Here is a 26031-nt window from a genome sequence, read left to right as displayed (position 1 = left end):
ACGGTGTGGATCTAGTGGAACACTAGTCCTGGATGTCGACCTTTGGCTTTTCGTAAAGCCTCGACGACTCGTCCTGCCACAGTGAAGTTTGTGGACGCAGCTTGGTCTCAACATCGCGGGCATGGTGCGCGCAGAAGAGCAATTCGCCGCCGGTGGAAGCTAGCACGGCCCGTACGTAGGCCTGTGCACCGCAACGGTCGCACCGGTCGAGGGCATTTAGTTCACGACTAGGGGTTGTAGTAGTCATTGCCAGCCTCCTAATTTGATGGTTACTCTATACAACCAGCTTTGAGTCTGAATTTATCCCGATATCGCGGTGCTTTCGCTCACCGCGTACGGAATGTGGATAAGCTCTCATCGTCGACGGTGCCGCCCGGAGTCCGCCGATTGCCGCGAATTCGAACAAAGTAACGATTAGAATGGTAGCTAAGTAGTTCTTTTCCGCGTCAGTAGGAGATTGCAGCCAAGTGGCCTCATCCGATAATTACAGCGCACGGCATCTTTCAGTTCTTGAAGGCCTTGAGGCGGTGCGTAAAAGACCCGGTATGTATATCGGCTCCACCGATTCGCGTGGTCTCATGCACTGCCTGTGGGAAATCATCGACAACTCGGTTGACGAAGCACTGGGCGGGTTCGGCCAGTCGATCAACGTGATTCTTTATGCCGACGGCTCTGTAGAAGTCCAGGATGATGGCCGCGGCATTCCCGTGGATGTTGAACCGCGCACCGGACTCAGCGGCCTGGAAGTCGTCTTCACCAAGCTGCACGCGGGCGGCAAATTCGGCGGTGGATCGTATAGCGCTTCGGGCGGCCTGCATGGCGTCGGCGCCTCCGTGGTGAATGCGCTTTCTGCGCGGCTCGACGTCGAAGTGGACCGCGGCGGCAAGACCTACGCAATGCAGTTCCGGCGCGGCGAGCCTGGTACCTTTACCGACAAGGGCAAGAAGAAGGCGGACGTAAGCTTCACTCCTCATGAGACCGCGACGGCCCCAGAAATCGTGGGCAAGGCCAAGCGTGGGGTCACCGGCACACGCATCCGCTATTGGGCTGATGACTTCATCTTTACCCCCGATGCCCGGTTCTCCTACAAGGACCTGCAGGACCGCGCCCGCCAAACCTCATTCCTGGTACCAGGACTTCGCATTACGCTGCGCGACGAGCGGGGACTGCCCGATACCCCGGGCGCTGAAGGCCCGCATGAGGAAGTTTTCCAGCATGACGGCGGCATCAGCGAGTTTGTCGACTTTTTGAGTGCTGATTCGCCGGTCACGGACATCTGGCGATTCCAAGGTAGTGGTTCATTCCACGAAAAAGTCCCCGTGATCGATTCCAACGGGCGCAGCCACATCGAAGATGTTCAGCGAGTCTGCGAAGTAGACATCGCCATGCGCTGGGGGATCGGATACGACACGACTCTGCGCAGCTTCGTGAATATCATTGCCACGCCCAAGGGCGGCACGCACACCACTGGGTTCGAACAGGCGCTGCTCAAGTCACTGCGCAAGAATGTCGAATCCAATGCCCGCAAGCTCAAGTTCGGTCAGAAGGACAAGCTGGAGAAGGACGACGTCCTCGCAGGCCTGACTGCTGTGCTCACCGTCCGGCTGGCCGAGCCGCAGTTCGAGGGCCAGACCAAGGAAATTTTGGGCACTCCTCAGGTGCGCCAGGTGGTCTCCAAGGTTCTTGAAAAGGCCTTGAACGAACGGTTGGGATCGACCAAGCGTTCAGAGAAAGCTGAAGCAGCAACGCTGATGGAGAAGGTCGTCAACGAGATGAAGTCTCGTGTATCGGCCCGCATGCACAAGGAGACGCAGCGCCGCAAAACGGCACTGGAATCCTCCTCGCTGCCGGTGAAGCTCTTGGACTGCCGCAGCAAGGAAGTTGGCCGCTCGGAGCTGTTCCTCGTCGAGGGCGACAGCGCGCTGGGAACCGCCCGCCTCGCGCGCTCTTCCGAATTCCAGGCGCTGCTGCCGTTGCGCGGAAAGATTTTGAATGTCCAGAAGGCGTCGATCTCGGACATGCTGTCGAACGCCGAGTGCGCGGCCATGATCCAGGTCATCGGCGCCGGCTCCGGTCGAAGCTTCGACATTGACCAGGCCCGCTATGGCAAGGTCATCCTCATGACCGATGCCGACGTGGACGGCGCGCACATCCGCACGCTGCTGCTGACGCTCTTCTACCGGTACATGCGGCCAATGATTGAGCACGGACGCGTTTATGCGGCGGTGCCTCCGCTGCACCGCATCGAAATTATCAATCCTGGGGCCAAGCAGAACGAGGTCGTCTACACCTATTCCGAGGCCGAGATGACGAGGCTGCTGGGCAAACTGGAAGCTGAAGGGCGGCGCTACAAGGAACCGATCCAACGCTACAAGGGCTTGGGCGAGATGGATGCTGACCAGTTGGCCGAAACGACGATGGATCCGCGCCACAGAACGCTGCGCCGCGTGAATATCGAGCATGCGCAGGCTGCTGAGGAAGTCTTCGACCTCCTGATGGGATCCGACGTTGCGCCGCGCAAGAACTTCATCATCGCCGGTGCCGAGGATCTGGAACGCGAAAGGATCGACGCCTAAGGCGTTTCGCCTTCACTGAAACGAGAATGAGCCGGTGTCCTACGAATCCCAGGATTCGCCGGACACCGGCTCATTGTGGTACTTAGCACCTACCAGACCAAGAGCCTTGGCGCGATCAACAAAACGGTGGGGCAGGTCAGCAGCAGGATCGTACACGCCAGGACCACGCCGCGCTGGGGTTTGCGCAAGGGTGGTTCGGGGGTCAGCAGGCGTTTGAGGCGCCGTGATGAAACTTCGCCGCCGGGGATGCCTACCTGGGCCGCGTTCGTGGAGCTGGGCTGCTGCATTCCTGCGGGGTCGCTGGCGGCCGCCGCGGCGACTGTGACGATGGCTGTGAGCAGGGTTTTGCGGTTGACCTGTTCCAGGGCCTTGTCGTCGGCCAGCATTTCAATCAGCTGGCGTACCGCTTCCAAGGCGAGTTTTGAGGTCGGCAGCCATGGCAGCGCTTCATGCCATGCGGTGAAAGCCAGGATCAGCAGGTCGTGGCGCTGGTCGAGATGAGAACTTTCGTGGGCAATGACTGCCGCTTGTTCTTCAGCTGACAGCTGGGTGAGCAGTCCGCGGCTGAGTACCGTCACTGACTGGGCAATTCCCGGGACGCAGTAGGCCACAGGCAGATCGTGTTCCAGCACCAGGGTGTTGGGCCTGGTCTCAGAAGGATTGCTCAGCAGCTTCAACAGCTGCCGGTGTTTGGCCCGCTGTCTAGTGGTGCGCCAAGCCGCCCGTGCCAAGGTCAGCACCAGGTGCAGGGCGAAGAGGAAAGCCGTGCTGAGCGCGAAGAGGTGGACGATGCCCGGATATTCGGCATCCTGTTGGCCCAAGATGAGATTCCAGCCGGCCAGCAGGGCGGAAATCAGGTCATCGCCCAGCGGAGACAAGCCCCAGACCAGCATCGAACCAATCATCGACAGGCCGCCGGCGAGCGCGATGGCCTGCCAGAGCAGGACCGCTTGGACCGGCGCGCGCGAGGTCCATTTTGCTTTAGATAACGCCAACGGCGTTGGCCATGCCAGTGCAATAGCCAACGCCGCTAGGAAATATGAGGTGAGAAGCACTCAATCCCTGGAATTCGTGTAAATTAGGCTGACTTAACAGTGTCTAAGATAGCACGCAGGGATGCTGCCTCATCTGCCGAGATGCCGCCGATAAAGCGAGCTAGGACGGCTTCTCGGTCCTGGGCTGTGCCCAAGGCCTCATTGAGGAGTCCAACAGTGTGATCCTCGCGGGACGAGGATGCAGTGTAGCGATGAGGCCGAGTGGTTCGTTCGCGAATCACTAGCCCCTTCTTCTCCAATCGCGCCAATACCGTCAAAACTGTAGTGACTGCGAGTTCCTTCGCATCGGTGCCAAGTGCCGCAAGATCATCACGTAGATCGTTTGCGGTGAGTGGCTCTGCGGAGTCCCACAGCAGGTCCATGACGGAGCGTTCCAGATCGCCAAGGCTGGCCACTAGGTTGTACCTCACTTGCTTTAGTTGCGGTTGCAGTGGATCGATGGTCGTAATGACCAGAAATCTACTGCTTGGAAATATCATTGTAGCTATTTTGGCGCGATATTTCTACATTGCGTAAAAGAGTGCTGTGAGTACATTTTTTGAATTTTCTGTCAGTGGGATGGTGTCGCTGGTCGGCGTAGGCGTCCAGGGCCGGTCGAAAAATTTCTCTGGACGTGAGCTGTGTCACGCGACTAGACTTCCCTTCGCGTTTTCTTGGACTGCCGTGGCCTGAGGTGGCGGGGGAGTGAAAAGCATCTCTGTCATTTGATTTCTACAAGCTGTCGAAATTGCTCTATGGTGTGAGTGTGAATTCTTTTCTACGTTACGTAGAACTGGATGGCTGTGCTCCCGAAGACAATTGAGGAATCAATGGATGCATTAGAGATTGCCCGCTGGCAGTTCGGCATTACCACCGTCTACCACTTCCTGATGGTGCCGCTCACCATCGGCCTGGGCCTGACCGTCGCCGTGCTGCAGACGCTGTGGTACAAAACAGGAAACGAACACTGGCTGCGCATGACGAAGTTCTGGGGCAAGCTGTTCTTGATCAACTTCATCATGGGCGTGGCCACAGGCATCGTGCAGGAGTTCCAATTCGGCATGGCCTGGAGCGAATACAGTCGCTACGTCGGCGATGTTTTCGGCGCGCCGCTGGCGATGGAAGCGCTGCTGGCCTTCTTCGTCGAATCGACCTTCCTGGGCCTGTGGATCTTCGGCTGGAAGAAACTGCCCAAGTTCCTGCACCTGCTGACCATCTGGGCCGCCTCGCTGGCCACCATGCTCTCCGCCTACTTCATCCTTGTCGCCAACTCGTGGATGCAGCATCCGGTGGGCACCCAGATCATCGACGGGCGCGCGGTGATGACCGACGCCTGGGCGGTGTTCACGAATGTCACCGCGCTGATCACCTTCCCGCACACCCTGTTCGGAGCCTTCGCCGTAGCAGGCGGGTTCCTGCTGGGCATCTCCTGGTTCCACCTGTACCGCCGACGCCGCGACGGCATCGACACCGTCGACGCACAGGGGCGCGTCGTGGTCGGAGAAGACCTGTCCAAGGGCAGGCGCCGCGACGAGGTCGACTACCAGGTGTGGATCAAGTCCCTGCGCATCGGCGCCGTCGTTGCCCTGGTGTCCTTTATGGGCGTAGCGCTGACCGGCCACGAGCAGGCAAAGCTGATGTTTGAGCAGCAGCCGATGAAGATGGCCTCGGCAGAAGCCGCCTGCCATGACGGCACCGGGTTCTCCGTACTGACCTTGGGGGATGTCACCACCAAGGGAGCCACCAGCTGCGATGACGTGGTGGCAGTCTTCGAAGTTCCCGGCCTGCTCTCCTTCCTCGCCAACGGCGACTTCACCACCGAGGTCAAGGGCGTGAACACCCTGATCCCCGAATACCAGGAGAAGTACGGCAAGTACTACCCGAACGACGAAAGCATGGGCCAGTACGCCGGCCAGGAAATCGACTACCTGCCGGTCATGGAAGTGACCTACTGGGGCTTCCGACTCATGATCACCTTCGGCGGACTTTCGGCCCTGGCCGCGGCGGTGGTCCTGTGGATCACCCGCAAGGGCACCGTGCCGCAGAGCAAATGGCTCTCTCGCATTGCCCTGCTGAGCATCGCGGCTCCTTTCGGGGCGAACGCCACCGGATGGATCTTTACCGAAATGGGGCGCCAGCCCTTCACCGTGGCGCCCAATCCTGAAATGGGCGGCATCGACCAGGTCTTCATGTATACGGCGGCCTCGGTGTCCCCAACCGTCAGCGCCGGAGAACTGCTGTTCTCGCTGATCACGCTGACCACTGTCTACGCTGTCCTGCTGGTCGTGGAGCTGGTGCTGCTCACGCGCTATATCCGCGGCGGCGTCGGATCGGCCATGCCGGAACTGTCGCATAGCACCGCCGACGGCAAGGACCAGTCCGCCCACGACGACAGCGACGACGGCGACGTGCTCGCCTTCGCCTACTAGGCAAGAGCAGAAAAGGAGTAATGACATGGATTGGCTGCCAGCTCTTTGGTTCGTGCTGATCGCCGTGCTGTGGTGCGGCTACCTCTTCCTTGAGGGATTCGACCTCGGCGTGGGAATGATGATCGGCATCGGCCGCTCAAGCGAGCAGCGCAAGCGCGTGCTGCTCAATACGATCGGGCCAGTGTGGGATGGCAACGAGGTGTGGCTGCTGACGGCCGGCGGCGCTACGTTTGCCGCCTTCCCGCACTGGTACGCCTCGCTGTTCTCCGCACTGTACATTCCGCTGACGCTCGTGCTGGTCGCACTGATCTTCCGCGCCGTGGCCATCGAATACCGCGGCAAGGCGAAAACCGCCGCCGCCGGCAAGCTGTGGGATGCGGCGCTGGGCTACGGCTCGCTGGTCGCCGCCTTCGGCGTGGGCGCGATGCTCGCTTTGACCACCCTGGGGCTGCCGCTGAACGCCAACGGCGACCGCGTCGGCGGCCCCTTCGCCTGGCTCACCTGGCATGCGGTGCTCGGCGGAGTGGCAGTAGTGGCGTTCTGCTGGATCCACGCACTGGCCTTCGTCCGCTTGAAGACCGACGGGCCGATCCGCGCCCGGGCAGGGAAGCTGTTCACCCGCTGGCTGGTGCCGGCAGCCGTGCCGCTGGTGCTCTGGGTGCTGGCAGTCGTACTGCGCAATGACTCGGCCGCAGCCTGGGCGCTGCTGGCGGCAGCCGCCGCCGCACTGATTGCCAGCCTGCTGCTGGCCATTGCCGGGCGGGAAGGCGCCGCCTTCATCGCGCTGGGCGCCATGCTGCTGGCAGGAGTGGCAGCGATTTTCACCGCCGCCTTCCCGGTGGTCCTGCCCTCCACCATTGACCCGGCCTTCGACCTGAGCATCTACAACGCGTCAAGCACCCCGTACACGCTGAAGCTGATGAGCATCGTCGCGGCCTTCGGAGTCCCGCTGGTCCTTGCCTACCAGGCGTGGAGCTACTGGGTCTTCCGCAAGCGCATCCGCGAGGAGCACATCCCCGCAGCGCACGAAGTCACCTCCGTCGTCTAAGCACAGCGCAACCCCAAGGAGGGAAGCCGCCCCATGCGCGCCCCACGATTCCTGCCCCGCGGGCTGATTGCCCCGCATCAGCTGCTGGCCCTGTCAGCGTTCTCGGTCCTCAAGGCCGCAGGTCTGGTGCTCATCGCCATGGGCCTGGGCCAGTGGATCGCCGCCATGGCGGCCGGCGGCCACCCCGATGCGCAGCTGCTGCTGCTCGCCGCGGCAGGAGCCGGCGCCCGGGTGCTGGGCGTGTGGGGGCTGAATGCCTCGGCACTGCGCATGGGGTCAGGGGCCAAGGAAAAGATGCGCGCCAACCTAGTGCGCACCGCCGCTTGCCGCCCGGGCTTCCTGCCCGATCCGCAAGCCGAGCATTCGGTCCCGGTGACGGCAACCCTGGCCGGCCACGGACTGGAAAAGCTGGAGGACTACTTCACGAAATTCATCCCGGCGCTGATCGGCGCGCTGACCGTGCCGCTGGTTTTGGGAATCTACATCCTGCGCCTAGATTGGCTCAGCGCACTGGTGCTGGTGCTGACCATCCCGCTGGTGCCGGTCTTCATGGCGCTGATCGGCCTGCATACCCAGGACACGCTGGACGCCTCGCAGTCGACCCTGGATGCGCTGGCGCACCAGCTCTATGAACTGGCCCAGGGCTTGCCGGCACTGCTGGGGCTGGGCCGGGCCAGGAGCCATGGCAGCGCCATCGGCCAGGTCGGGGAGAAATACCGGAGCGCCACCATGGCCAACCTGAAAACCGTGTTCCTCTCCAGCTTCTGGCTCGAACTGATCTCCACCCTGTCCGTGGCAGTGCTCGCCGTCATGATCGGCGTGCGTCTGGTGGGAGGCGACATGGAACTTGCCGCCGGGCTGAGCATCCTGATCCTGGCTCCCGAACTGTTCGGAGCCCTGCGCGAGGTCGGCTCCGCCTACCACGCTGCCGACGACGGGCTGGCCGCCTACCAGCGCTACCAGCAGGCCACCGCCGAAGTCCCCAACGAAGCCCTGGTGCGTAGCGCCGCGGCGCAGGACGCAGGAAACATCCTGGAAGTCCGCCAGCTGCACCTGCAGTACCAGGACCAGGCACCGATCTACCAGAACTACAGCCTCAGTCTGGCGCCCGGGCAGCGCGTGGTGCTCGATGGCGCCAGCGGAAGCGGAAAAACATCGCTGCTGCGGCTGATTGCCGAGGCCGCCACCAGCGACAACACCTTTGACTCCCGCCGCGTCCAGGGCGAGGTCTACCTTGCGGGAAGCGCCGCGGTGATCAGCCAGCACCCGCAGTTCAACGCCGCCACCGGCACCGCACAACTGGCCCAGGACCTGCCCGGGGCCGACGCTGGCCTCATTGCCCAGATGGCGGCGCAGCTGCAGCTGGAGCAGATGCTCGATAGGCCCCTGGGCGAATACTCGCCGGGAGAGCTGCGCCGGCTGGAAGTGCTGCGCGCACTGGCCCGGATGCACACCGAACCGGACTGCACCCTGCTGCTGGCCGACGAGCCCACGGCCCACCTAGATGATGCCAACGCAAGCGCCGTGCGCAGGATGCTGGGGGAACTGCCCGAGAACTGCGCGGCGCTGATCGCCAGCCACGACCCGGCCCTGTGCGAAGATGCCGATGCCGATGCAGGCGCCTTGCGCGAAGAAGCTTCGCCGGAGCCTGGCACAGCTCCTGCACGTACTGCACCACAGCTGGCATCCGCCGCGCGGGAAGAACGCCGCGATGCAGGATTCAACCCGCTGCGCGAACTGTTTGCCGGTTACCGCCCGGCACGCCTCGCGCTGGCCTACGGGTCATTGAGCGTGCTGTGCGCCGTGGGCCTGGCAGCACTAAGCGGCTGGCTGATTGTCCAGGCCAGCTACCAGCCAGCCATCCTCACCCTGACGGTCGCCTTCGTCATGGTCCGCACTCTGGGCATCGGCCGCGCCGCCCTGCGCTACCTGGAGCAGCTGGCCATCCACGACGCGGTGCTGGGCTATGCCGCCACGCTGCGGGAAAAGATTTGGAACTCTATGGTGTCAGACCCGAGCGGGTGGGGCCTGGTCAGCCGTTCCTCGGTGGTGCTGCGCTTCCTACTGGCCGAGGTGGACGAGCTGCGCGACCTGCTGGCCAGGGTGCTGTTCCCGCCGCTGCAGGCGGTGCTGGTTTGGCTCAGCGCCTGCACGGTGCTCTGGTTCATCCAGCCGGCATTCGGCATGATCGCCGCAGGCGCCTTCCTGCTGCTGGCGCTGCCCGGTAGCTGGCTGGTGGCCAAGGTCGAATCCGCCCATCAGGCAGCGGCCCTGGAATACCGGCTCTCGCTCAGCGCACAGATCCTCTCGATCCTGCGCAACAAGAGCTCGCTGCGCGCCTTCGGCTCGCTGCAGCCGCAGCTGGCGGCGCTGGCCGACGAGGAGGCGGCCCACACCGCCGCGGCGCGGCACCACGCACTGGGACGGGCACTGGCCCCGAGCCTGGGCGTCCTGGCCACCGCCGGCTCAGCGGTCCTGATCGCGGCCGCCTCCCAGGTCTCTGGCTCGCTGACGGCGCTCGCCGTGCTGCTCATGCTCGCCCTGGCAGACTGCACCGGCGCGGCGTTGAACTCGGTGATGCTCTCCCGCGCGCTTAAGGAACTGACAACTTCGCTGGCCGACCAGCGTCTGGGCCAAGCACCGGAAGAAGCCGCCGCGGCAACCCAGCCGGTGTACGGATTCGAGCTGGAGCAGCTGAGCCTGGGCTACGGCCAGGGCCCGGCGGTAGTCCAGTCGCTGACTGCGCGGATCGAGCCGGGAGCCTGGACGGCAATTACCGGACCCTCGGGTTCGGGCAAATCCACAGTGCTCACCGCGCTGCTCGGAGTCCTTCCGGTGCGCTCCGGGGGCCTGCACCCGCTGGATGCGGCAGGCCAACGGCTGGAAGATTCGGGCATCAGCCCGGAGTCGGTGGCCTGGTGCCCGCAGGAAGCGCATCTTTTTGACTCGACGCTCAAGCGAAACCTGCTGCTTGGCCTGGGCCCTGATGCCCGGGCGACGGATCAGCAGTTAGAAGCGGTGCTAGACCAGGTGGGCCTGGGTAACTGGTTCCGGGCACAGCCCACGGGCCTGGAGACCCGCATCGGCTCGGGCGGACACAGCCTTTCGGGTGGACAGCGCTGCAAGCTGGCGGTGGCCCGAGCCCTGCTTGGTGGGCACCAGGTCATCCTCCTCGACGAGCCCACCGCCCATCTGGGACAGGACGAAGCACAGGAGCTGATGCGCACTTTGGAACAGGCCCTGGCAGGGCGCACCGTGGTGCTCATTACCCACGATGAACGCCTTGCCCAGCGCTGCGGCGCCCGGGTGGAGCTGGCACCCAAGGTGCCGGTGACTCTCTAGAGCAGCACTCCGCCGTCGTCAAATGGCAGGGTGTCTTCTCCCGGCTGCACCGCAGGCTTGCCGCGGGTTGGGGCCGGCAGCTGCTCCGGAGCCTGCGGGGCTGAGTCCTGCGCGGATTCCTGGGCCGCGGCGGAAGCACCGGCGGCGGCTGCGCCCGCGGGCACCAGCGCCCCGCCGAGGAGGTTGATGCTCTGGGCCAGCGGGGCACCGGAGCCGTCGCGCTTGCCGAACTCGGTAGGCAGCGCCCGCACCACGCCGGCAGTGGAGCTGGCCCGTGCAGGGCCTGCGCCGGCATAGCCCAGGGACAGGAAGTCCTCGCCCTTCACGAACCGGTGGGCGCGCACGCCGGCGGTGGCACGTCCCTTGGCCGGGAATTCGGCAAAGGCGGTCAGCTTCACCGACTGGCCCGAGGTGCCAGGCAGGGTCTGCGAACCGGAGGCGATCGTGGCCACCACCGCGTCGTTGGCTCCGGCAGGGATCACTCCGAAGAAGATCACCTGGTCGTCAGCTGCCAGCTTGATGCCCGCCATGCCGCGTCCGGTACGGCCCTGGGCGCGCACCGCGGAGGCGCTGAAGTGCAGCAGCTGGGCATTGCGGGTCAAGAACACCAGCTGGTCCTCGTCCTCGGCCGGCGCCGCCGCCAGCACCGCATCGCCGTCCTTGAGCGTGATCGCCTCGAACTCCTCGCGGTTCAGCGGGTAGTCGGGGGTGACGCGCTTGACAACGCCGTGCAGCGTGCCGAGTGCCAGCACCTTGTTCAGCGGCACCAGCGCCACTAGGGACTCGCCCTTGGGCAGCTTCAGGAACTCCGACACTGCGGCGCCCTGGGCCAGCTGCGGGAAGCCGTGGGTTTCGGGCAGCACCGGCACATCGATCATGGACACGCGCAGGATCCGCCCGGCGGAGGTCAACGCGCCGATCTCGCCGCGGGCCGAGGTGGCCACCTGGGAGAGCAGAACATCGTGCTTGACGCGGGCTGAAGCATAGTCGATTGGCGTGCGCGCATGGGTACGCGCAATCTGCCCGGTGGCGGAGAGCAGGGCCCAGCACGGAGTGTCTGACACTTCCATCGCCAAGGTGGCCTTCTTGCCGGTGCCCACCGCCTCGGGCAGGGCGGTGCCGCGCAGCGGCTGCAGCTCGGCGCTCTTGGCAAGCTTGGTGCGGCGCTCGGTGCCGAAGGTCTCGGCCATTTCGCCCAGCTCGCTGGAGACCAGCTCGCGCAGCAGCTGGTCGGAAGCCAGAATCGCGCGCAGCTCCTCGATTTCCTTGCGCAGCTGTTCGGCCTCGGTCTCCAGTTCAAGCCGCGAGTACTTGGTCAGCTGGCGCAGGCGCAGCTCAAGAATGTGGCTGGCCTGGGCCTCGGAGAGGTCGAAGACGCTCATCAGCCGCTCGCGAGCCTCGGCAGTCTGCTCGGAGGAGCGGATGATCGCGATGACGTCGTCGATGTCAACGATCGCGATCAGCAGGCCCTCGACCAGGTGCAGCCGGTCTTCGCGTTTGGCCAGACGGAATGCGGTGCGGCGGCGCACCACGTCCAGGCGGTGGTCCACGTACACGGTGAGCAGCTCGCGCAGCCCCAGGGTCTGCGGCTGTCCGTTGACCAGGGCTACGTTGTTGATGCCGAAGGAGTCTTCCATCGGGGTGTGCTTGTACAGGCTGGCGAGCACTGCGTTGGGGTTGAACCCGTTCTTCAGCTCGACGACGAGCTTGAGCCCGTTGTGCCGGTCGGTCAGGTCCACCACATCGGAGATGCCTGAGATCTTCTTGTTGGCGACCCCGTCCTTGATCTTCTCGATGACCTTCTCCGGGCCGACCGTGTAGGGCAGCTCGGTGACCACCAGCGCGGACTTGCGCGCAGAAACCTTTTCCAGGGCCACGGTGGCGCGGGTGCGGAACAGGCCGCGGCCGGTGCGGTAGGCGTCCTTGATTCCGTCCAGGCCGATGATGGTGCCGCCCGATGGCAAGTCCGGGCCGGGGATGAACTTCATCAGCTCCTCCACGCTGGCCTCGGGCTCGACCAGCAGGTGCTGGGCGGCGGCGATGACTTCTCCCAGATTGTGCGGCGCCATATTCGTCGCCATGCCCACCGCAATGCCGGTGGTGCCGTTGACCAGCAGGTTGGGGAAGGCCGCCGGAAGGACCTCAGGCTGCATGAACTGGTTGTCGTAGTTCGGGATGAAGTTCACGACGTCTTCATCGAGGTTCGCCGTCATCGCCACCGCGGAGGCCGCCAGGCGCGCCTCGGTATAGCGGGCGGCTGCCGGGCCGTCGTCCAGTGAGCCGAAGTTGCCGTGGCCGTCGATTAGCGGCAGGCGCAGCGAAAAGTCCTGGGACAGGCGCACCATGGCATCGTAGATCGCGGTGTCGCCGTGGGGGTGCAGCTTGCCCATGACCTCGCCGACCACGCGGGCGGATTTCACATGCCCCTTCTCGGGTCGCAGACCCATCTGGGCCATCTGGAACAGGATGCGGCGCTGGACCGGCTTGAGCCCGTCGCGGGCGTCGGGCAGGGCTCGGGAATAGATCACCGAATAGGCGTACTCCAGGAATGAAGATTCCATTTCACTGGTGACATCGATATCGATGATGTTCTCCACGAAATCCGCTGGTAGATCTTCAGACTTCTTTCGAGCCATTGAGCTGTAATTCCTTCATCTGCTGAGTACGGCTTGAATGCGCTTTGGTGCGTGTTGCCACTGGGCACAGCATCAAACTCGCGACTATCCTAAGCCTATGGTGGATCGTAAACTTTCTGTGGCATATCCGTCGCACTGGGAAGCAGACGTAGTTCTGCGGGATGGCACTACTGCCCATCTTCGCCCGATTACTCCGGCCGACGCCCAGGCCCTGCAGGATATGCATAGAAAACAATCCGAAACCTCGGTATACCTACGCTATTTTACGTACAAGTCGTCCCTGACGGCCAAAGAACTTGAGCGCTTCACCCACGTGGACTACGTCAACCGCGTTGCGTTTACCGTATTGCGTGGCAACAGTATCATCGGCGTCGGACGGTATGACCGGCTCGACGACCCGGCCGAAGCCGAGGTCGCCTTCAACGTCTCGGACGAATACCAGGGCACCGGCATCGGCTCCATCCTTCTGGAGCACCTGGCCGCGGCCGCCAGGGAAAACGACATCACCCGTTTCACCGCCGAGGTGCTGCCCGAGAACCGCAAGATGCTCACGGTCTTCTCCGACGCCGGCTACAACGTCGCCAGGCACTTCGAGGACGGGGTGGTGATGCTCGAATTCCCGATCAACCCCACCGAAAAGTCCCGCGAAGTCACCGAAGCGCGCGAGCACCGCGCCGAAGCCAGCAGCGTGGCAGGGATCCTGGCCCCCAGCTCAATCGCGGTGATCGGCGCGAGCAGGCGCTGGGGAAAGCTGGGGAACGCGGTGCTGCACCGGCTGGTCGAATCTGGATTCACCGGAAGCGTCTATGCGGTGAACGACTCCGCGCTGGAAGTCGGGGGCTTCATGGCCTACGGCAAGGTCAGCGAGATTCCCGGACCGGTGGACCTCGCAGTCATCTGCGTACCGCGCGAGCGGGTGACCCAAGCCATCGAGGACTGCGGGTCCCACGGGGTCAAGGGCTTGGTGATCATGAGCGCGGGATATGAAAACGTCGACGGGCTCTTAGAGCAGCGCGAGCTGGTGTCCCTGGCCAGGGCCAACGGAATGCGCGTGCTCGGCCCCGCCTCGCTGGGCCTGGTCAACACCGACCCGGAGGTGAACCTGCATATTTCGGGGGCAGCAGTCACCCCCGCAGCGGGCAACGTGGGCCTGTTCAGCCAATCCGCGTCCATGGGCATGATCCTCCAAGGTGTCGCCGTCCAGCATGCGATAGGCATCAGCAGCTCGATCTCCTCGGGCCTGCGCGCCGATGTGTCGGGCAATGACGCCATGCAGTATTTCGAGGACGACCCGCGCACCGAACTGGTGGCCATGCACCTTGAATCCTTCGGCAACCCGCGCAAGTTCGCCAGGATCGCCCGGCGCCTGGCACGCAGCAAGCCGGTGATCGTCGCCAAATCCGACCTGCTCGGCCGGCGCCTGCCGCCGGGGCATTCGGCCCGCATCGGCCAGGCGCCCAGCAGCGCGCTGAACGCCATGCTGCGCCAGTCCGGGGTGATCCGGGTGCGTTCGGTGGAAGAGCTGATGGAGGTGGCCGGACTGCTGTCGATCTTCAAGGCGCCCGCCGGCCCGCGGGTGGGCGTGCTCTCGAACTCGCTGACCCTTGCCGAGGTGGTCTGCGATGTGGCCCAGGCCCGCAACCTGAACGCCACCGCCCAGCGTGAAGAACTCGACTACACCGCGGGCCAGTCGGTGCTGCTGCCGGCCCTGCGTTCGCGCATCGCCGCGCTGGTTGCCGATGAGCAGATCGACAGCATCATCCTCGCCCAGCTCCCGCATCCGGGGATTTCCACCGAGGCGGTGCTCGGGGTGCTTGCGGAATTCGCAGCCCAGGACAAGCCGGTCATCGCCGTGCTGCCCGGTCACGTGGATGAGAAGATCTGCGGGGGAGTGCACCACCAGGTTCCCGTCTACATCTCGCCGACAGCTGCCGCCGGCGCGCTGGGCAAGGCCTACGGCTACCGGCAGTGGCTTGACATCCCCTTCGAGCCGCTCGTGGAGCCCGAGGGCCTGGACGTCCAAGGGGCCGCAGACTACCTGCAGGAACTGGCAGGACAGGTCAACGGGACCGAGCTGCTGGAACTGGACCCGCAGCAAAGCGCCAGGCTGCTGGGCTACTACGGGCTGGAATTCTTCGGCTCCACGGTGGTATCCACCGCAGACCAAGCGGTGGCCGCGGCCAATGAGCTGGGCTGGCCGGTGGTGCTCAAAGCCAACGACCCCGACCTGCGCCAGCGCCTGGACCTGGGCGGGGTGCGGCTGGACATCCCCGACGAGGCGAGCCTGCGGGCGAACTTCGCTCACATGAGCGCGTTGATGGCAGGCTACGGGGTGACCTCCCTAGAGGTGCAGTCCATGGCTGATGCCGGACAGGCCTGCGTGCTGCAGGGCATGGAGGACCCGCTGCTGGGGCCGGTGGTGTCCTTTGGCCTGAGCGGAGACGCCGTGAACTTGCTCGATGACTGGGCCCACGGCGTGCCCCCGTTCTCCGCCACCGACCTGGCGCAGCTGGTCCACCGCCCGCGCAGCAGCGCCCGGCTCTTCGGCTACCAGGGGCTGCCTGCGGTGGATCTTGGGCTGCTCACGGATTTCATCACCAGGGTTTCGCTGCTCAAGGACAACCACCCGGAGGTGACCATCGCGAACTTCGCGCCGGTCTCCGTCTCGGCCCATTCCCTGAGCGTGCTCGGCGTGAAGCTGAAGATCGGCAATGCGCAGCAGCGCACCGACAGCATCCGCAGGGCGCTGCGCAGCTAGCTGCGGCGACACACCGCAAACTGGCGGCGGCGTTCACTGGGTAGAATTGAGCCATGAGCTCTGCAACTTATTCGACGACTGCCGGCGCTGAACTCCAGCATGATTTGGTCCGCGCCGGCTTCTACCCGCAAATGGTCCAAGACGTGCTTGCCGAAGCAATGCTGGACCAGCCGGTGGTTGACCATCTTTTGCATCTGGAGACTCACTTCGACCACACCGAAGTCCACCGCCACATCACTGTGATGGTGCGCAGCGAGAAGGTGTTGTTCATCGTGCACGTGGACGACCAGCAGCTCGACGACCACGGCAAGGACGTCATGGCCCAGGTCTCGGTGGAGATGATTGGCCTTTCGCGCATCGAATCCGTGGCCACCAGCTTCGTCTACCACCAGCCGCAGCACTATTCCAGCAGCGATCCGGTGCGTGAATTGACCTTCGGCCTGTCCTGGGACGGAACCAAGCGCATCGACTTGGCTCCCGCCAGCTGCGGGGATCCGCAGTGCGATGCCGACCACGGGCTGAACGGCACCTCGCAGCCCGAGGACCTGGTGCTGCGCGTCAGCGCGGAAGCCGACGGCCAAAATGCGGTGGACAAGGCCCGCGAATTCGCTGTCCGCCTGCGCCTGGCAACGATCAGCTAGGGCCGCGACGTGACTTCGCGGCAGCTGCCAGTCCCATCCCAGAATATTCCGGCCGCTCCGGACTACGGAGTGTCCACGCTCAGCGAGGTGCTGCCTTCGGCGGCCCATGCCCTGGGCGTGCCCGGATTTGAGAATCCGCTGGGTCTCGAAGCGACCAAAAGGGTGGTGGTGATCCTCATCGACGGGTTGGGCTGGAACCAGCTCAAGTCGCATATCGGCCACGCACCCTTCCTGCGTTCGCACTTTGGGGCGGCCCAGAAGATCGGCACCGGATTCCCTTCCACCACCGCCACCTCGCTCAGCAGCCTGGCCACCGGCGTAGCCCCCGGAGTGCACGGCATGGTCGGTTATGACGTGGTGGACCCTGTAAGGCGCCGGGTGGTGAACCAGCTCGGAGGCTGGCCGGGCGATCTCGACCCCTATCTCTGGCAGCAGCAGCCTACAGTGTTTGAGCAGGTAGCCGAGCACGGGATCCATGTGGGCACCGTCTCGATTTCCCAGTTCGCGCATTCCGCGCTGACCAAGGCGGCGCTGCGCGGACCGAAGTTCGTGGCCGCTCAGCAGGCTACCGCCCGTTCGCGGGCTGCCGCCGAAATTTTTGCCAAGCACCGCAACGCGCTGGTCTACGTCTACTTCAACGAGCTGGATAAGGCCGGGCACAAGTTCGGCGTCGACTCCGAGCAGTGGCGCGGAACCCTCGAAGAGCTGGACTACGTGGTGAAGAACCTCGTATCAAAGCTGCCAGAGCAGACCACGGTGCTGATCACCGGAGACCACGGCATGGTGGACATCCCCGCCTCGCAGCGCATCGACTACAGCACCCAGCCGGAACTGATCGACTCGGTGGAACTGACCAGCGGGGAGCCGCGCGGGGTCCAGCTGACATTCTCCCCGGAAGCCAGCGATGCCACACGCCAAGCAGTCCGCGAGGCCTGGCAGCAAGCCTATGGGTCCAAGGCCTGGGTGCTCAGCCGCGACGAAGCGATCGAAATGGGCTACTTTGGCTCGATCAGCGACAAGCACGCCCAGCGCTTGGGGGATCTGATGATTCTCGCCGCCGAGCCCATTGCCCTCTATGACGGGCGGAGGGTCAAGCCGATGGCCTTCGAGATGGTGGGGCAGCACGGTTCGCTGACCGCCGCTGAGCGCTATGTCCCGCTGATCAAGCACCGCACTGCCTAGGGGCCTGGAGCACCGAGAACAGATGAGGGTGGCGCCGCCGAACTCGGCGAGGCCACCCTCAGTCGTATGATGTTGTCCGCAGGCTAGGAATCGGTGTCCTTTTTGCGCTTGCCGAACATGATGTCATCCCAGCTGGGCACCGACGAGCGCTTGGCCTTGCGGGCCGCGCCGTCGTCGTGCTGCTCCGCATCGGACTTGGAAGCCTCGGGCGCGCCGGACTCGGAGTCCGCCACTACGACCAGCTGCGAGGTGCGCGGTGAAATGCCCTGGGGCAGGTGCGGCAGCGACTCGTCCTCTTCGGACTCGTACTTGCTCATCCCGCGCTCGATGATTTCGTTGTAGCGGGCCTCAAGCTTCGGATCGGTGTCCTTGTTGCGCTGGCCGCGGCGGGCGTTGAGCAGCGAAATGAGCTCTTCGGTCTCGTCAGGCTCCGGAGCCGCCGGGGCGGCCGGCTCGTTCTCTACCTGCGAGAGCGCTGAAACTGGTCGAAAGTATTCGGGGGCCACCTGCTCGCTGAGGGTCTGCGCCCAGCGGTTCAGGTTCTTCAGGCTGCGCCGCGAAGGGGTGAACGCCCAGCGGGCGATGTTTTCGCTCTGGGAGGCGTCGTTGTCCAGCGACTCCACGTTCTCCGCCGGCAGCGGCGAGTCGAATTCCACAGTGACGATCCACTGGCCTTCGGGATCCTTCCACGAATTCCAGCGGGCGCTTGCAGCGTCGATGTTCAATTGGTGCAGGCGGTGCTCGACCATGGCGCCCAAGTCGGCAGGCTCCTCGCCGAAGACTTCGCGGTATTCTGCATCGGTCTGCGGACCGGATACTTCCACCCTGCGCGCCAGCTCTGCGATGTGCTCGCGTTCAGCCAGCACCGGGCCCTCGTACTTGACGATCGCCTCGATGGGCATGTCCCATTCCAAGGACAGCTCATAGGCCGACGCGCCGGCGCGGACGCGGGCCTGGATTTCGCGCGGCGAGTGCACGGAGGACTCTTCGCGGTTGCGCGGGGCCCTGGAACGGGCGATTTCGGACATGGCGCTGCGCAGTGCATCGTCAACGGGCAGTTCGAAACTCATCCCGTCGTCGCTGCTGACCTGCAAACTGGAACCATTTTCATGAATTCCCACGAGTCTCAGCTGACGCATTACTACCCTCCACACAGTTCACTTACTGTGTAAAACTCTGCCACTTGCGAGCCTATTTTCCTACCACCCGGCGGGGCGTGGCGCAAGATTCATGGTCAAGTTGCGTCCGCGGACCGTGCGCGGGAAGGATCTGCCATGATTGGTGGTTATACTGCTAGCCGGAAAGTTTTCTGTGACCAGCAGGCTTTCCATCCATGTTTTTCTTCAGGAAAGAGCAACTACAGACTATGGCTTTGGATTCTGCCGCCGCAGGCTCAACTCTGGACGACCCGCAGCGCGCTCGCGAGATCGCGGCGTTGAAGCAGGGCAAAACCGCGGCGATGGCCAACCTTGTTGACGAAAGCGAACGGGCCCTGGCGGAGGAGTATGTCCTTCCCGGTGGCGAGGCAGCCGCCGAGGAAGCAAATATCGACATTGTGCCGGAGCAGGCCGACGAGTTCACCTGCGCCGCCTGCTTTATGGTGCGCCACCGTTCACAGCTCGCCCGGGAAGAGGGAGGGCAGAAATTCTGCACCGAGTGCGAAGGCTGAGTTCAAAGCCTTCGGGAAACCAGGAGATATAGATGAAGCCGAGCCAGCTGGCTCGGCTTCATCTATATCTAGTCGGTCTGTTCTTCGTGGTGTTCGTCATTGCCGGCTTCCCGCTGCGCCGCTTCCTGCGCTTCGTCGGTGAATTCATACATGACTCCGCCCAGAGCCGCGGTGAATTCTTCCGGACGGCGGGTCGAGACCAGCCAGTAAGGGGTGGTGTCCCGCTCGTCAACGACTTCCAGCTTGACCACCGCATCCAGATAGCCGCGCAGCAGCATGTAGGCCAAGCCGTGCAGCTTCTGGCCGCGCTGTTTGAATGCCTCTTCGCCGCGGTAGCCGACGACCTGCCCGATGTACTTGCGTTCAATGCTGGCCCGGCCGACGGAGACCGTGTCGCTGGTGATCTCGATGCTCGGCACCCGCAGGATCATGATCACTGCCAAGGCGATCAGCAGGACGATGCCCACGGTGTAGCCCAGGGCGGTGTTGATCGGTGCAAAAGCAATACCACCAGTAGCTGAAATGAGAACTGGCCACATCCACGAACTGAAGGATGGCCAGATCTTCTCTTGGAAAAGAACGTTGGAAGCCTCTGGGCTGGTATTACTCATGGCTACAGTCTATGCAATGTTTTACGAGTCGTAGAATCTTTGGGTCTTGGTCTCCTGCCTGGATGCGCCGCGATAGAGTTATCTCCAGCAAAAGCTGAATCCAGCAACCTTACGAATGATCCACGAGGACTATCTAAAGACGATGAGTGAGCCTACAGTCAAGATTTCGATCAAGATGCTTGATGAAGACCTGCCGGTGCCCAGCTATGCGCACCCTTCGGATGCCGGTGCTGACCTGCATGCACGGACCTCGTTGGTGCTTGAGCCGGGGCAGCGCGCCCTGGTTCCTACGGGCATTGCCTTGGCCCTGCCCCACGGGTATGTCGGCCTGGTCCACCCGCGCAGCGGCCTGGCGACCAAGCACGGCATCACGGTAGTCAACGCACCGGGCACCGTGGATGCCGGATACCGCGGAGAGATTATGGTCACCCTGCTCAACACCGATGCGCAGCAGCCGTTCACGATCACCCGCGGCGACAGGATCGCCCAGTTGGTCATCCAGAAAGTCGAGCAGGCGGCCTTCATCCAGGTGGACTCCCTGGATGATTCGGCCCGCGGTGCCGGCGGCTTCGGGTCGACCGGCGGATTCGGCGCGAACTAAGTACTCTTGGTACTACGACGATTTTTCTAAGGAAAACATGATTTTCAAGCGTAAAAAGGCGCAGGACCACCCTGCGGCCGAGCCAGCTGACCTCGAACAGGCTGCCGGCGCGGAAGAAGAAGCCACCGGCAAACGCCAGCTGAACGGTCCCTTCGACTACAAGGACGTCGAAAATACCGACGACTACCTTGATTTCGGCTCCATCTTGGTCAAGCCGGTGATCGGATTGAAGGTCCGCATGGACGTCGAGCAGTCGAACCAGCGCGTGGTTGCGGTGTCCTTGGAAATCGCCGAATCCCGCGTGCAGCTGATGGCCTTCTCGGCCTCCAAGTCCACCTCGCTGTGGCCTGGCATCAGCGACAAGATCAAGGAAGACATCAAGAGCCAGAACGGCGAAATTTATCAGCGCGACGGCGAATACGGCCAGGAGCTGCTGGCCCAGGTGCCGCAGCAGCTGCCCGACGGCCGCGCCGGCCACGTAGCGTTGCGCTTTGTCGGCATCGACGGCCCCCGCTGGTTCCTGCGCGCGGTGATCGGCGGAGCGGCCATTGGCGATGAAGAGGCCGCGAAGACCATCGACGACCTGCTTCGTTCGGTGATCGTGAACCGCGGCGACAAGCCGCTGCCTCCACAGGAGCTGCTGCCGCTGAGCGTTCCAACTAACGCCCAGGCACGTCCTGCCGAGCCGGAACAGGAAGAAACCCAGGCGCCGCAGCGTCCCGAGCGCGGTCCGGAAATCACCCAGATCGGCTAGTTGAATGCCCAGCAAATACCAGCCGGTGTCACCCAAGATCACCGGCACCGATGCCAGGCGGGTGCATACGCGCCTGGCATCACTGGCGCAGCTGCCCGAAAAGGGCCGGATCGAGCACGTCGGCTATATCCAGTCGGTGAGCTATTCGGCTCCGGGCAGCGCGCCGCAGCTCAGCGCAGATGTGGTGGACCAGCCGAGTTCCATGCGCGCCCCGCGCGGCACGGTGCCGCACATCCGGCTGCGGTTCATGGGGCAGAAATCTGTGCCGGGCATCCGGCCGGGAGTGAAAATCGAATACTCGGGCATGGTCGCTCCGGTGGAGCAGATCCCCACGATCTACAACCCCAGATACATCATCGTCCCAGTGGCCCGAGGCTGAGCCTGACCAGCTGCACTCACGCCCCGCGGGGCAGAAGCGAGAAACACAGTGAACGAAGAACCCACGAAGTCCCCGGATGCCCAGCCTGAGCGCAGGCCGAGCTTCGCCGAAGCAATCAGCGCCAACTCAAAGGTTGCGCAGAACGCCGACGGCGGCATCGACGTGCTCTCCACCGTCGGGGGAGTGCGCGGCATCCTTGAAACGGTGGTGCCGGGCTTTGTCTTCGTGATCGTCTATGCGTTTACCTCGCAGCTGTCCTGGGCGCTGATTTCCTCCATTGCGCTGGGCGTGGTGTTCATGGTCTGGCGCCTTGCCACCAGGTCGACGCTGCTGCAGTCCATTTCCGGGTTGGTGGGAATCCTGATCTGCGCGCTGGTGGCCCGCACCTCAGGCAATGCGCGGGACTACTACGTTCCCGGCTTTTTCATCAGCGGCGGATACCTGATGGCGCTGATGGCCTCAATCTTCGTCAAGTGGCCGCTGATCGGGCTGCTGTTCGGATTCATCCGCAATGAGTCGGTGTCCTGGCGCGCCCAGCCGGACAGGCTGCGCCGCTACAGCATTGCCACCTGGCTGATCTGCGCGGTGTTCGCGCTGCGCCTGGTAGTGCAGCTGCCGATGTACTTTGCCGACCAGGTGGTGTCCCTGGGCGTGGCAAGGGCGTTGATGGGCGTTCCGCTGTATGCGGTGGGCCTGTGGTTCGCTTGGCTGGTCTCGCGCCCGGTGCAGGGCGCCGCGACTGAGCCCGAGCAGCCAGCGCAGTCCTAGCCGGCAAACCTTGGAAAAATGCTTCTGCCGGGCCCCGAAAAATTCGGGGCCGGGCAGAAGCATTTTTTGCGCTGCGCCGCTTAGCGGCTGGAGCCCTGCAGGGTGCGGCGCAGTAGCTGCTCCGCCCCCGGGGTGGTGATGAAGAAGATCTCGTCGCCGCCTTCGATGACGTCGTCGTCGCTGGGCGGGAACGGGGTCTTGTCGCGCACCACCGCCATGAGCGTGCATTCGGTGGGCCAAGGGATGCGCCCGATGGTTCGGCCGATCAGCCCTGAATCATGCGGGACGGTGAACTCGACCATGTAGACCTCGCCGGACTTCAGGGTCAGCAGGCGCACCAGGTCGCCGACCTCCACCGCTTCTTCCACCAGCGCCGTCATCAGGCGCGGGGTGCTGACCGCCACGTCTACGCCCCAGGCGTCGTCGAACATCCACTCGTTCTTGGGGTTGTTCACGCGGCCCACGGTACGGCGCACCCCGAATTCGCTCTTGGCCAGCAGTGAGACGACCAGATTGACCTTGTCGTCGCCGGTGGCGGAGACCACCACGTCGTAGTCTTCAAGCCCCACCCGCTGCAGCACCGCCAGTTCGCAGGCATCGCCGATCAGCCATTTGACGCCTTCAAGATCTGATCGGCGCGCCATCTCCGCTTTCGTGTCGACCAACAGCACCTCATGGGAATTGGCTACCAGTTCGCGGGCAATCGAGGATCCCACCGAGCCGGCTCCGGCAATCATTACCTTCACGTTGTGCTCCTTCTAATCGACTGGGGTTGGCTTTGGCGGGCTGGCAAGGATCTTTTCAACGTCCTGGCTTTGGTCAAGCCGCATCATCACGTGGATGAGGTCCCCGCCCTGCAGTCGGGTGCGGTTCACCGGGATGACGCCTTCGCCGAAACGGGTCAGATAGGCCACGCGCACCCCGGCGGCGGCTTCGATCTCTCGCACCAGGCGCCCGTACCAGTCGCGGTGCAGCGCCACCTCGGTGAGCACCAGGCGCCCCGAGGGCTCGCGGAAGTCCCCGCGCATGGAGTAGTCGGGAAGGATGCGCCGCAGCACCTGGTCGGTGCTCCAGCGCACCGCCGCCACCGTGGGGATGCCCAGGCGCTGGTAGATTTCTGCGCGCCCCGGGTCGTAGATGCGCGCCACGACATTGGGCACGTTGTAGGTTTCGCGGGCCACGCGGGTGGCGAGAATATTCGAGTTGTCGCCGCTGGAGACCGCAGCAAAGGCGTAGGCCTCATCGATCTTTGCCTGGACCAGGGTGTCCTTGTCGAAGCCCAGCCCGGTGACCCGGGAGCCGGAGAAGTCATCGCTGAGCCGGCGGAAGGCCTCCGGGTCCTGGTCGATGATCGCCACGGAATGACCCGCAGCATCCAGTGTATGGGCCAGGGCCACGCCGACGCGTCCACAACCCATGATCACAAAGTGCGCCACCAAAAACTCCTCGGGTGCAAGCTCTAGGAACAGATCTACCGGGCGCCGATGCACGGCGCCTGAAAGCAACAATAGCGCTGTTGAGCCTGATGGCAGATTGACTTGCGGTGGCCATGTCGCACCGCGCCTGCGATAACGTAGTGAGGTGCCCGCATTATTTGATGGTCTGAAACGCATTCTGGTGGGTCGGCCTTTCAGCACCGAACAGCTGAAAAAGAAGCCGCTCCCGCCGCGCATCGCCTTGCCGATTTTCTCCTCCAGCGCCCTGTCATCCCTGGCCTACGCTCCGGATGAGATCTTGCTGACCCTGGCCATGGCCGGCGTGGCGGCGACCATGCTTTCGCCCTATGTCGGCGTAGCGGTGCTGCTGGTGCTGGTGGTGCTGGTGCTCTCCTACCGCCAGTCGGTGCGGGCCTATCCTTCCGGCGGCGGCGACTACGAGATCGTGAGCAAGAACCTCGGGGCGCGCCCGGGCACCGCAGTGGCGGCGGCGCTGCTGGTCGACTTCGTGCTCACGGTCGCCGTGTCCAGCTCCTCGGCGGCCCAGTACCTGACGGGCATCTTCCCGGTGCTGGGGGAGTACCGCGCGCTGGTGGCCGCCGGGATCGTCGTCGTGCTGGTGGTCGGCAACCTGCGCGGACCGGCCCAGGGCCGCTGGTCCCTGGCCATTCCGGTCTACCTCTTCGCCTTCGGCATGCTCGCGCTGATCGCCATCGGCGGGGTGATGGCCGCCACCGGGCATCTGGGCTTGGCCCCCAGTGCGCAGTTCACCATCATCCCCGATGCCGAGTTCTCCACCGGCATCCAGGGCATGGTCGGGGCGCTGCTGATCCTGCGCGCCTTCTCCACCGGCTCGGCGGCGCTGACCGGCATCGAGGTGCCGATCTCCAATGTCCAGCAGCTTTCTCGCCCGCGCGCGAAGAACGCCGGGCGGATCCTGCTGGTCCTAGGCCTGCTCTCGGGCGTGCTGACCCTGGGCACCCTGATGCTCGCCAAGGCCACCGGCATCAAGGTGGTGGCTGACCCGCAGTCTTCGCTGATGCTGCACGGCCAGCCGATCCCCGAGGACTATGTGCAGGTTCCGGTGCTCGGCCAGCTGGCGCAGGCGGTGTTTGGGCAGTTCTATCTGGGCACCGTCATCGTCTCAGCGCTGACCATCATGGTGCTGCTGCTGGCGGGCAACCAGGCATTCAACTCCTTCCCGTCGCTGGCCAGCCAACTGGCCACCGACGGATTCCTGCCACGCCAGCTGCGCACCCGAGGCGACCGGCTGGGCTTCTCCAACGGCATCCTGTCCCTGGGCGTCGCCGCGGTGCTGCTGGTGCTGCTCTTCGGGGGAGATGTCACCATGCTGATCCAGCTGTATGTGGTGGGCGTGTTCGTCTCCTTCACCCTCAGCCAGCTAGCCATGCTCAAGCACTGGCAGCGCGAGCTGGTGCCGGTGGCGGACCGCCGGATCCGCGTCTCGATGCTGCGCCAGCGCCTGCTGAACCTGGTGGGCCTGGTGCTCTCCGGGCTGGTGCTGCTGGTGGTGCTGGCCACCCGCTTCATCCACGGCGCGTGGCTGGCGGTGCTGGGCATCGTGGTGCTGATGCTCATCATGGAATCGCTGCACCGCCACTACCAGCAGGTGGATGCGGAATTGTCCATCGACGACGACGGCGGGCAGGCCACCGCGCTGCCCTCGCGCGTGCACGCGCTGGTGCTGGTCTCCACCGTGCGCAAGCCGGTGCTGCGCGCACTGGCCTTCGCCCGGGCCAGCCGCCCCTCGAAGCTGGAGGCGATCATCGTGGACGTGGAAGCGGAGAAGACCGAACGCACGCTGGCTGACTGGGAGCGGCTGAAGATCCCGGTGCCGATCACGGCGCTGGCTTCCCCCTACCGCGACATCCCCGGGGCGCTGATCTCCCATATCCGCTCCATCAAGCGCGAATCCCCGCGCGATCTGATCGTCGTGTACATCCCCGAATATGTGGTGGGCAGCTGGTGGGAGCAGCTGGTGCACAACCAGACGGCGCTGCGCGTGAAGAACCGTCTGCACTACGAGCCGGGAGTGCTCATCGCCTCCGTCCCCTGGCGCCTGCTCAGCGCCAAAAACGTTTTGGGCGGGGCCCCGACCGAGGAATCCTCGGGCCACCGCGAACCGCATACTTTGCCAAAGGACTGA

21 protein-coding genes are annotated in these 26031 nt (G+C 64.0%); 13 read left to right on the top strand and 8 right to left on the bottom strand.

Translation table 11 applies throughout. The features are described 5' to 3' along the window. Positions 1–22: 22 nt before the first annotated feature. Entirely contained in the window at positions 23–247 is a 225-nt protein-coding gene (locus AUR04nite_RS15410; RefSeq protein ID WP_141366741.1) for a DUF7455 domain-containing protein, read from the bottom strand. A 220-nt stretch (positions 248–467) separates the two neighbouring features. Between AUR04nite_RS15410 and AUR04nite_RS15405 the strand changes: the two genes are divergently transcribed. Further along, on the top strand, positions 468–2576 hold the full coding sequence (locus AUR04nite_RS15405) for a DNA gyrase/topoisomerase IV subunit B (RefSeq protein WP_141366739.1): 2109 nt from the start codon (positions 468–470) through the stop codon (positions 2574–2576). Between the two features lie 89 nt (positions 2577–2665). Here the strand turns inward: AUR04nite_RS15405 and AUR04nite_RS15400 are convergent, their stop codons facing one another. Both AUR04nite_RS15400 and AUR04nite_RS15395 read right to left on the bottom strand, forming a co-directional pair. Further along, a complete protein-coding gene (locus tag AUR04nite_RS15400) occupies positions 2666–3631 on the bottom strand; it encodes a M56 family metallopeptidase (RefSeq protein ID WP_141366737.1) in 966 nt (321 codons plus the stop codon). Positions 3632–3654: 23 nt separating this feature from the next. Next, positions 3655–4026 carry a BlaI/MecI/CopY family transcriptional regulator gene (locus AUR04nite_RS15395; RefSeq protein WP_141366760.1) on the bottom strand — a complete coding sequence of 124 codons (372 nt, stop codon included), beginning with the start codon at positions 4024–4026 and terminating at the stop codon, positions 3655–3657. A 414-nt stretch (positions 4027–4440) separates the two neighbouring features. Here AUR04nite_RS15395 and AUR04nite_RS15390 point away from each other — a divergent pair, with 414 nt between their 5' ends. From AUR04nite_RS15390 to cydC, 3 genes are read left to right on the top strand one after another with little or no spacing between them, the layout of a single operon-like run. Beyond that, a complete protein-coding gene (locus AUR04nite_RS15390; protein WP_141366735.1) occupies positions 4441–6039 on the top strand; it encodes a cytochrome ubiquinol oxidase subunit I in 1599 nt (532 codons plus the stop codon). Positions 6040–6064: 25 nt separating this feature from the next. Next, complete coding sequence (gene cydB / locus AUR04nite_RS15385) at positions 6065–7087, top strand: cytochrome d ubiquinol oxidase subunit II (protein WP_141366733.1); 1023 nt, start codon at positions 6065–6067, stop codon at positions 7085–7087. Positions 7088–7120: 33 nt separating this feature from the next. Next, positions 7121–10429, top strand: coding sequence for a thiol reductant ABC exporter subunit CydC (gene cydC, locus AUR04nite_RS15380; RefSeq protein WP_141366731.1), 3309 nt, complete (start codon positions 7121–7123; stop codon positions 10427–10429). Here cydC and AUR04nite_RS15375 read toward each other — a convergent pair. Beyond that, positions 10426–13065 (bottom strand): DNA gyrase/topoisomerase IV subunit A, encoded by a 2640-nt coding sequence (locus tag AUR04nite_RS15375; protein ID WP_141366729.1) that lies wholly within the window; start codon positions 13063–13065, stop codon positions 10426–10428. The genes cydC and AUR04nite_RS15375 overlap by 4 nt on opposite strands. 97 nt (positions 13066–13162) lie before the next feature. On the opposite strand from AUR04nite_RS15375, the gene AUR04nite_RS15370 reads away from it, so the two are divergent. From AUR04nite_RS15370 to AUR04nite_RS15360, 3 genes are read left to right on the top strand one after another with little or no spacing between them, the layout of a single operon-like run. Next, the gene (locus AUR04nite_RS15370) at positions 13163–15823 is read left to right on the top strand and encodes a bifunctional acetate--CoA ligase family protein/GNAT family N-acetyltransferase (protein WP_141366727.1); all 2661 of its coding nucleotides are present in this window, start codon (positions 13163–13165) and stop codon (positions 15821–15823) included. A gap of 53 nt (positions 15824–15876) precedes the next feature. Further along, positions 15877–16464 (top strand): DUF5998 family protein, encoded by a 588-nt coding sequence (locus AUR04nite_RS15365; RefSeq protein WP_141366725.1) that lies wholly within the window; start codon positions 15877–15879, stop codon positions 16462–16464. A 9-nt stretch (positions 16465–16473) separates the two neighbouring features. Next, positions 16474–17646 (top strand): alkaline phosphatase family protein, encoded by a 1173-nt coding sequence (locus AUR04nite_RS15360; protein ID WP_246055559.1) that lies wholly within the window; start codon positions 16474–16476, stop codon positions 17644–17646. Between the two features lie 83 nt (positions 17647–17729). Here AUR04nite_RS15360 and sepH read toward each other — a convergent pair whose 3' ends face one another. Next, complete coding sequence (sepH, locus tag AUR04nite_RS15355; RefSeq protein ID WP_141366723.1) at positions 17730–18785, bottom strand: septation protein SepH; 1056 nt, start codon at positions 18783–18785, stop codon at positions 17730–17732. Between the two features lie 227 nt (positions 18786–19012). Between sepH and AUR04nite_RS15350 the strand changes: the two genes are divergently transcribed. Then, entirely contained in the window at positions 19013–19315 is a 303-nt protein-coding gene (locus AUR04nite_RS15350) for a DUF4193 family protein (protein ID WP_218024694.1), read from the top strand. 68 nt (positions 19316–19383) lie between these two features. Here AUR04nite_RS15350 and AUR04nite_RS15345 read toward each other — a convergent pair whose 3' ends face one another. Then, positions 19384–19926, bottom strand: a complete 543-nt coding sequence (locus AUR04nite_RS15345; protein ID WP_141366719.1) for a DUF3093 domain-containing protein — start codon at positions 19924–19926, stop codon at positions 19384–19386. Between the two features lie 142 nt (positions 19927–20068). On the opposite strand from AUR04nite_RS15345, the gene dut reads away from it, so the two are divergent. The 4 genes from dut to AUR04nite_RS15325 are packed head-to-tail and all read left to right on the top strand — an operon-like array spanning position 20069 to position 22428. Beyond that, on the top strand, positions 20069–20527 hold the full coding sequence (dut, locus tag AUR04nite_RS15340; protein WP_141366717.1) for a dUTP diphosphatase: 459 nt from the start codon (positions 20069–20071) through the stop codon (positions 20525–20527). A gap of 37 nt (positions 20528–20564) precedes the next feature. Continuing rightward, positions 20565–21281, top strand: coding sequence for a DUF3710 domain-containing protein (locus AUR04nite_RS15335; protein WP_141366715.1), 717 nt, complete (start codon positions 20565–20567; stop codon positions 21279–21281). Positions 21282–21285: 4 nt separating this feature from the next. After that, entirely contained in the window at positions 21286–21660 is a 375-nt protein-coding gene (locus AUR04nite_RS15330; protein ID WP_141366713.1) for a hypothetical protein, read from the top strand. Positions 21661–21708: 48 nt separating this feature from the next. Then, positions 21709–22428 (top strand): DUF3159 domain-containing protein, encoded by a 720-nt coding sequence (locus tag AUR04nite_RS15325; RefSeq protein WP_141366711.1) that lies wholly within the window; start codon positions 21709–21711, stop codon positions 22426–22428. Positions 22429–22508: 80 nt separating this feature from the next. On the opposite strand, the gene AUR04nite_RS15320 is transcribed toward AUR04nite_RS15325, so the two are convergent. Further along, positions 22509–23174, bottom strand: coding sequence for a potassium channel family protein (locus AUR04nite_RS15320; RefSeq protein WP_141366709.1), 666 nt, complete (start codon positions 23172–23174; stop codon positions 22509–22511). A gap of 12 nt (positions 23175–23186) precedes the next feature. Then, entirely contained in the window at positions 23187–23864 is a 678-nt protein-coding gene (locus tag AUR04nite_RS15315) for a potassium channel family protein (protein WP_141366707.1), read from the bottom strand. Positions 23865–24009: 145 nt separating this feature from the next. Here AUR04nite_RS15315 and AUR04nite_RS15310 point away from each other — a divergent pair, with 145 nt between their 5' ends. Beyond that, entirely contained in the window at positions 24010–26031 is a 2022-nt protein-coding gene (locus tag AUR04nite_RS15310) for an APC family permease (RefSeq protein WP_174787893.1), read from the top strand.

Origin of the sequence: Glutamicibacter uratoxydans (assembly GCF_006539925.1) — a bacterium.
Classification (GTDB): Bacteria; Actinomycetota; Actinomycetes; order Actinomycetales; family Micrococcaceae; genus Glutamicibacter; species Glutamicibacter uratoxydans.
The sequence above is the reverse complement of the archived record's forward strand: the minus strand, read 5'-3'. Positions and strand labels throughout refer to the sequence as shown.

Excerpts from the sequence above, each read along its gene's own strand:
- AUR04nite_RS15345 (WP_141366719.1), bottom strand. The coding sequence starts at position 19,926 with ATGAGTAATACCAGCCCAGAGGCTTCCAACGTTCTTTTCCAAGAGAAG.
- AUR04nite_RS15370 (WP_141366727.1), top strand. The coding sequence starts at position 13,163 with ATGGTGGATCGTAAACTTTCTGTGGCATATCCGTCGCACTGGGAAGCA.
- AUR04nite_RS15365 (WP_141366725.1), top strand. The coding sequence starts at position 15,877 with ATGAGCTCTGCAACTTATTCGACGACTGCCGGCGCTGAACTCCAGCAT.
- AUR04nite_RS15335 (WP_141366715.1), top strand. The coding sequence starts at position 20,565 with ATGATTTTCAAGCGTAAAAAGGCGCAGGACCACCCTGCGGCCGAGCCA.
- sepH (WP_141366723.1), bottom strand. The coding sequence starts at position 18,785 with ATGCGTCAGCTGAGACTCGTGGGAATTCATGAAAATGGTTCCAGTTTG.
- dut (WP_141366717.1), top strand. The coding sequence starts at position 20,069 with ATGAGTGAGCCTACAGTCAAGATTTCGATCAAGATGCTTGATGAAGAC.
- AUR04nite_RS15375 (WP_141366729.1), bottom strand. The coding sequence starts at position 13,065 with ATGGCTCGAAAGAAGTCTGAAGATCTACCAGCGGATTTCGTGGAGAAC.
- cydC (WP_141366731.1), top strand. The coding sequence starts at position 7,121 with ATGCGCGCCCCACGATTCCTGCCCCGCGGGCTGATTGCCCCGCATCAG.
- AUR04nite_RS15350 (WP_218024694.1), top strand. The coding sequence starts at position 19,013 with ATGGCTTTGGATTCTGCCGCCGCAGGCTCAACTCTGGACGACCCGCAG.
- cydB (WP_141366733.1), top strand. The coding sequence starts at position 6,065 with ATGGATTGGCTGCCAGCTCTTTGGTTCGTGCTGATCGCCGTGCTGTGG.
- AUR04nite_RS15390 (WP_141366735.1), top strand. The coding sequence starts at position 4,441 with ATGGATGCATTAGAGATTGCCCGCTGGCAGTTCGGCATTACCACCGTC.
- AUR04nite_RS15330 (WP_141366713.1), top strand. The coding sequence starts at position 21,286 with ATGCCCAGCAAATACCAGCCGGTGTCACCCAAGATCACCGGCACCGAT.
- AUR04nite_RS15410 (WP_141366741.1), bottom strand. The coding sequence starts at position 247 with ATGACTACTACAACCCCTAGTCGTGAACTAAATGCCCTCGACCGGTGC.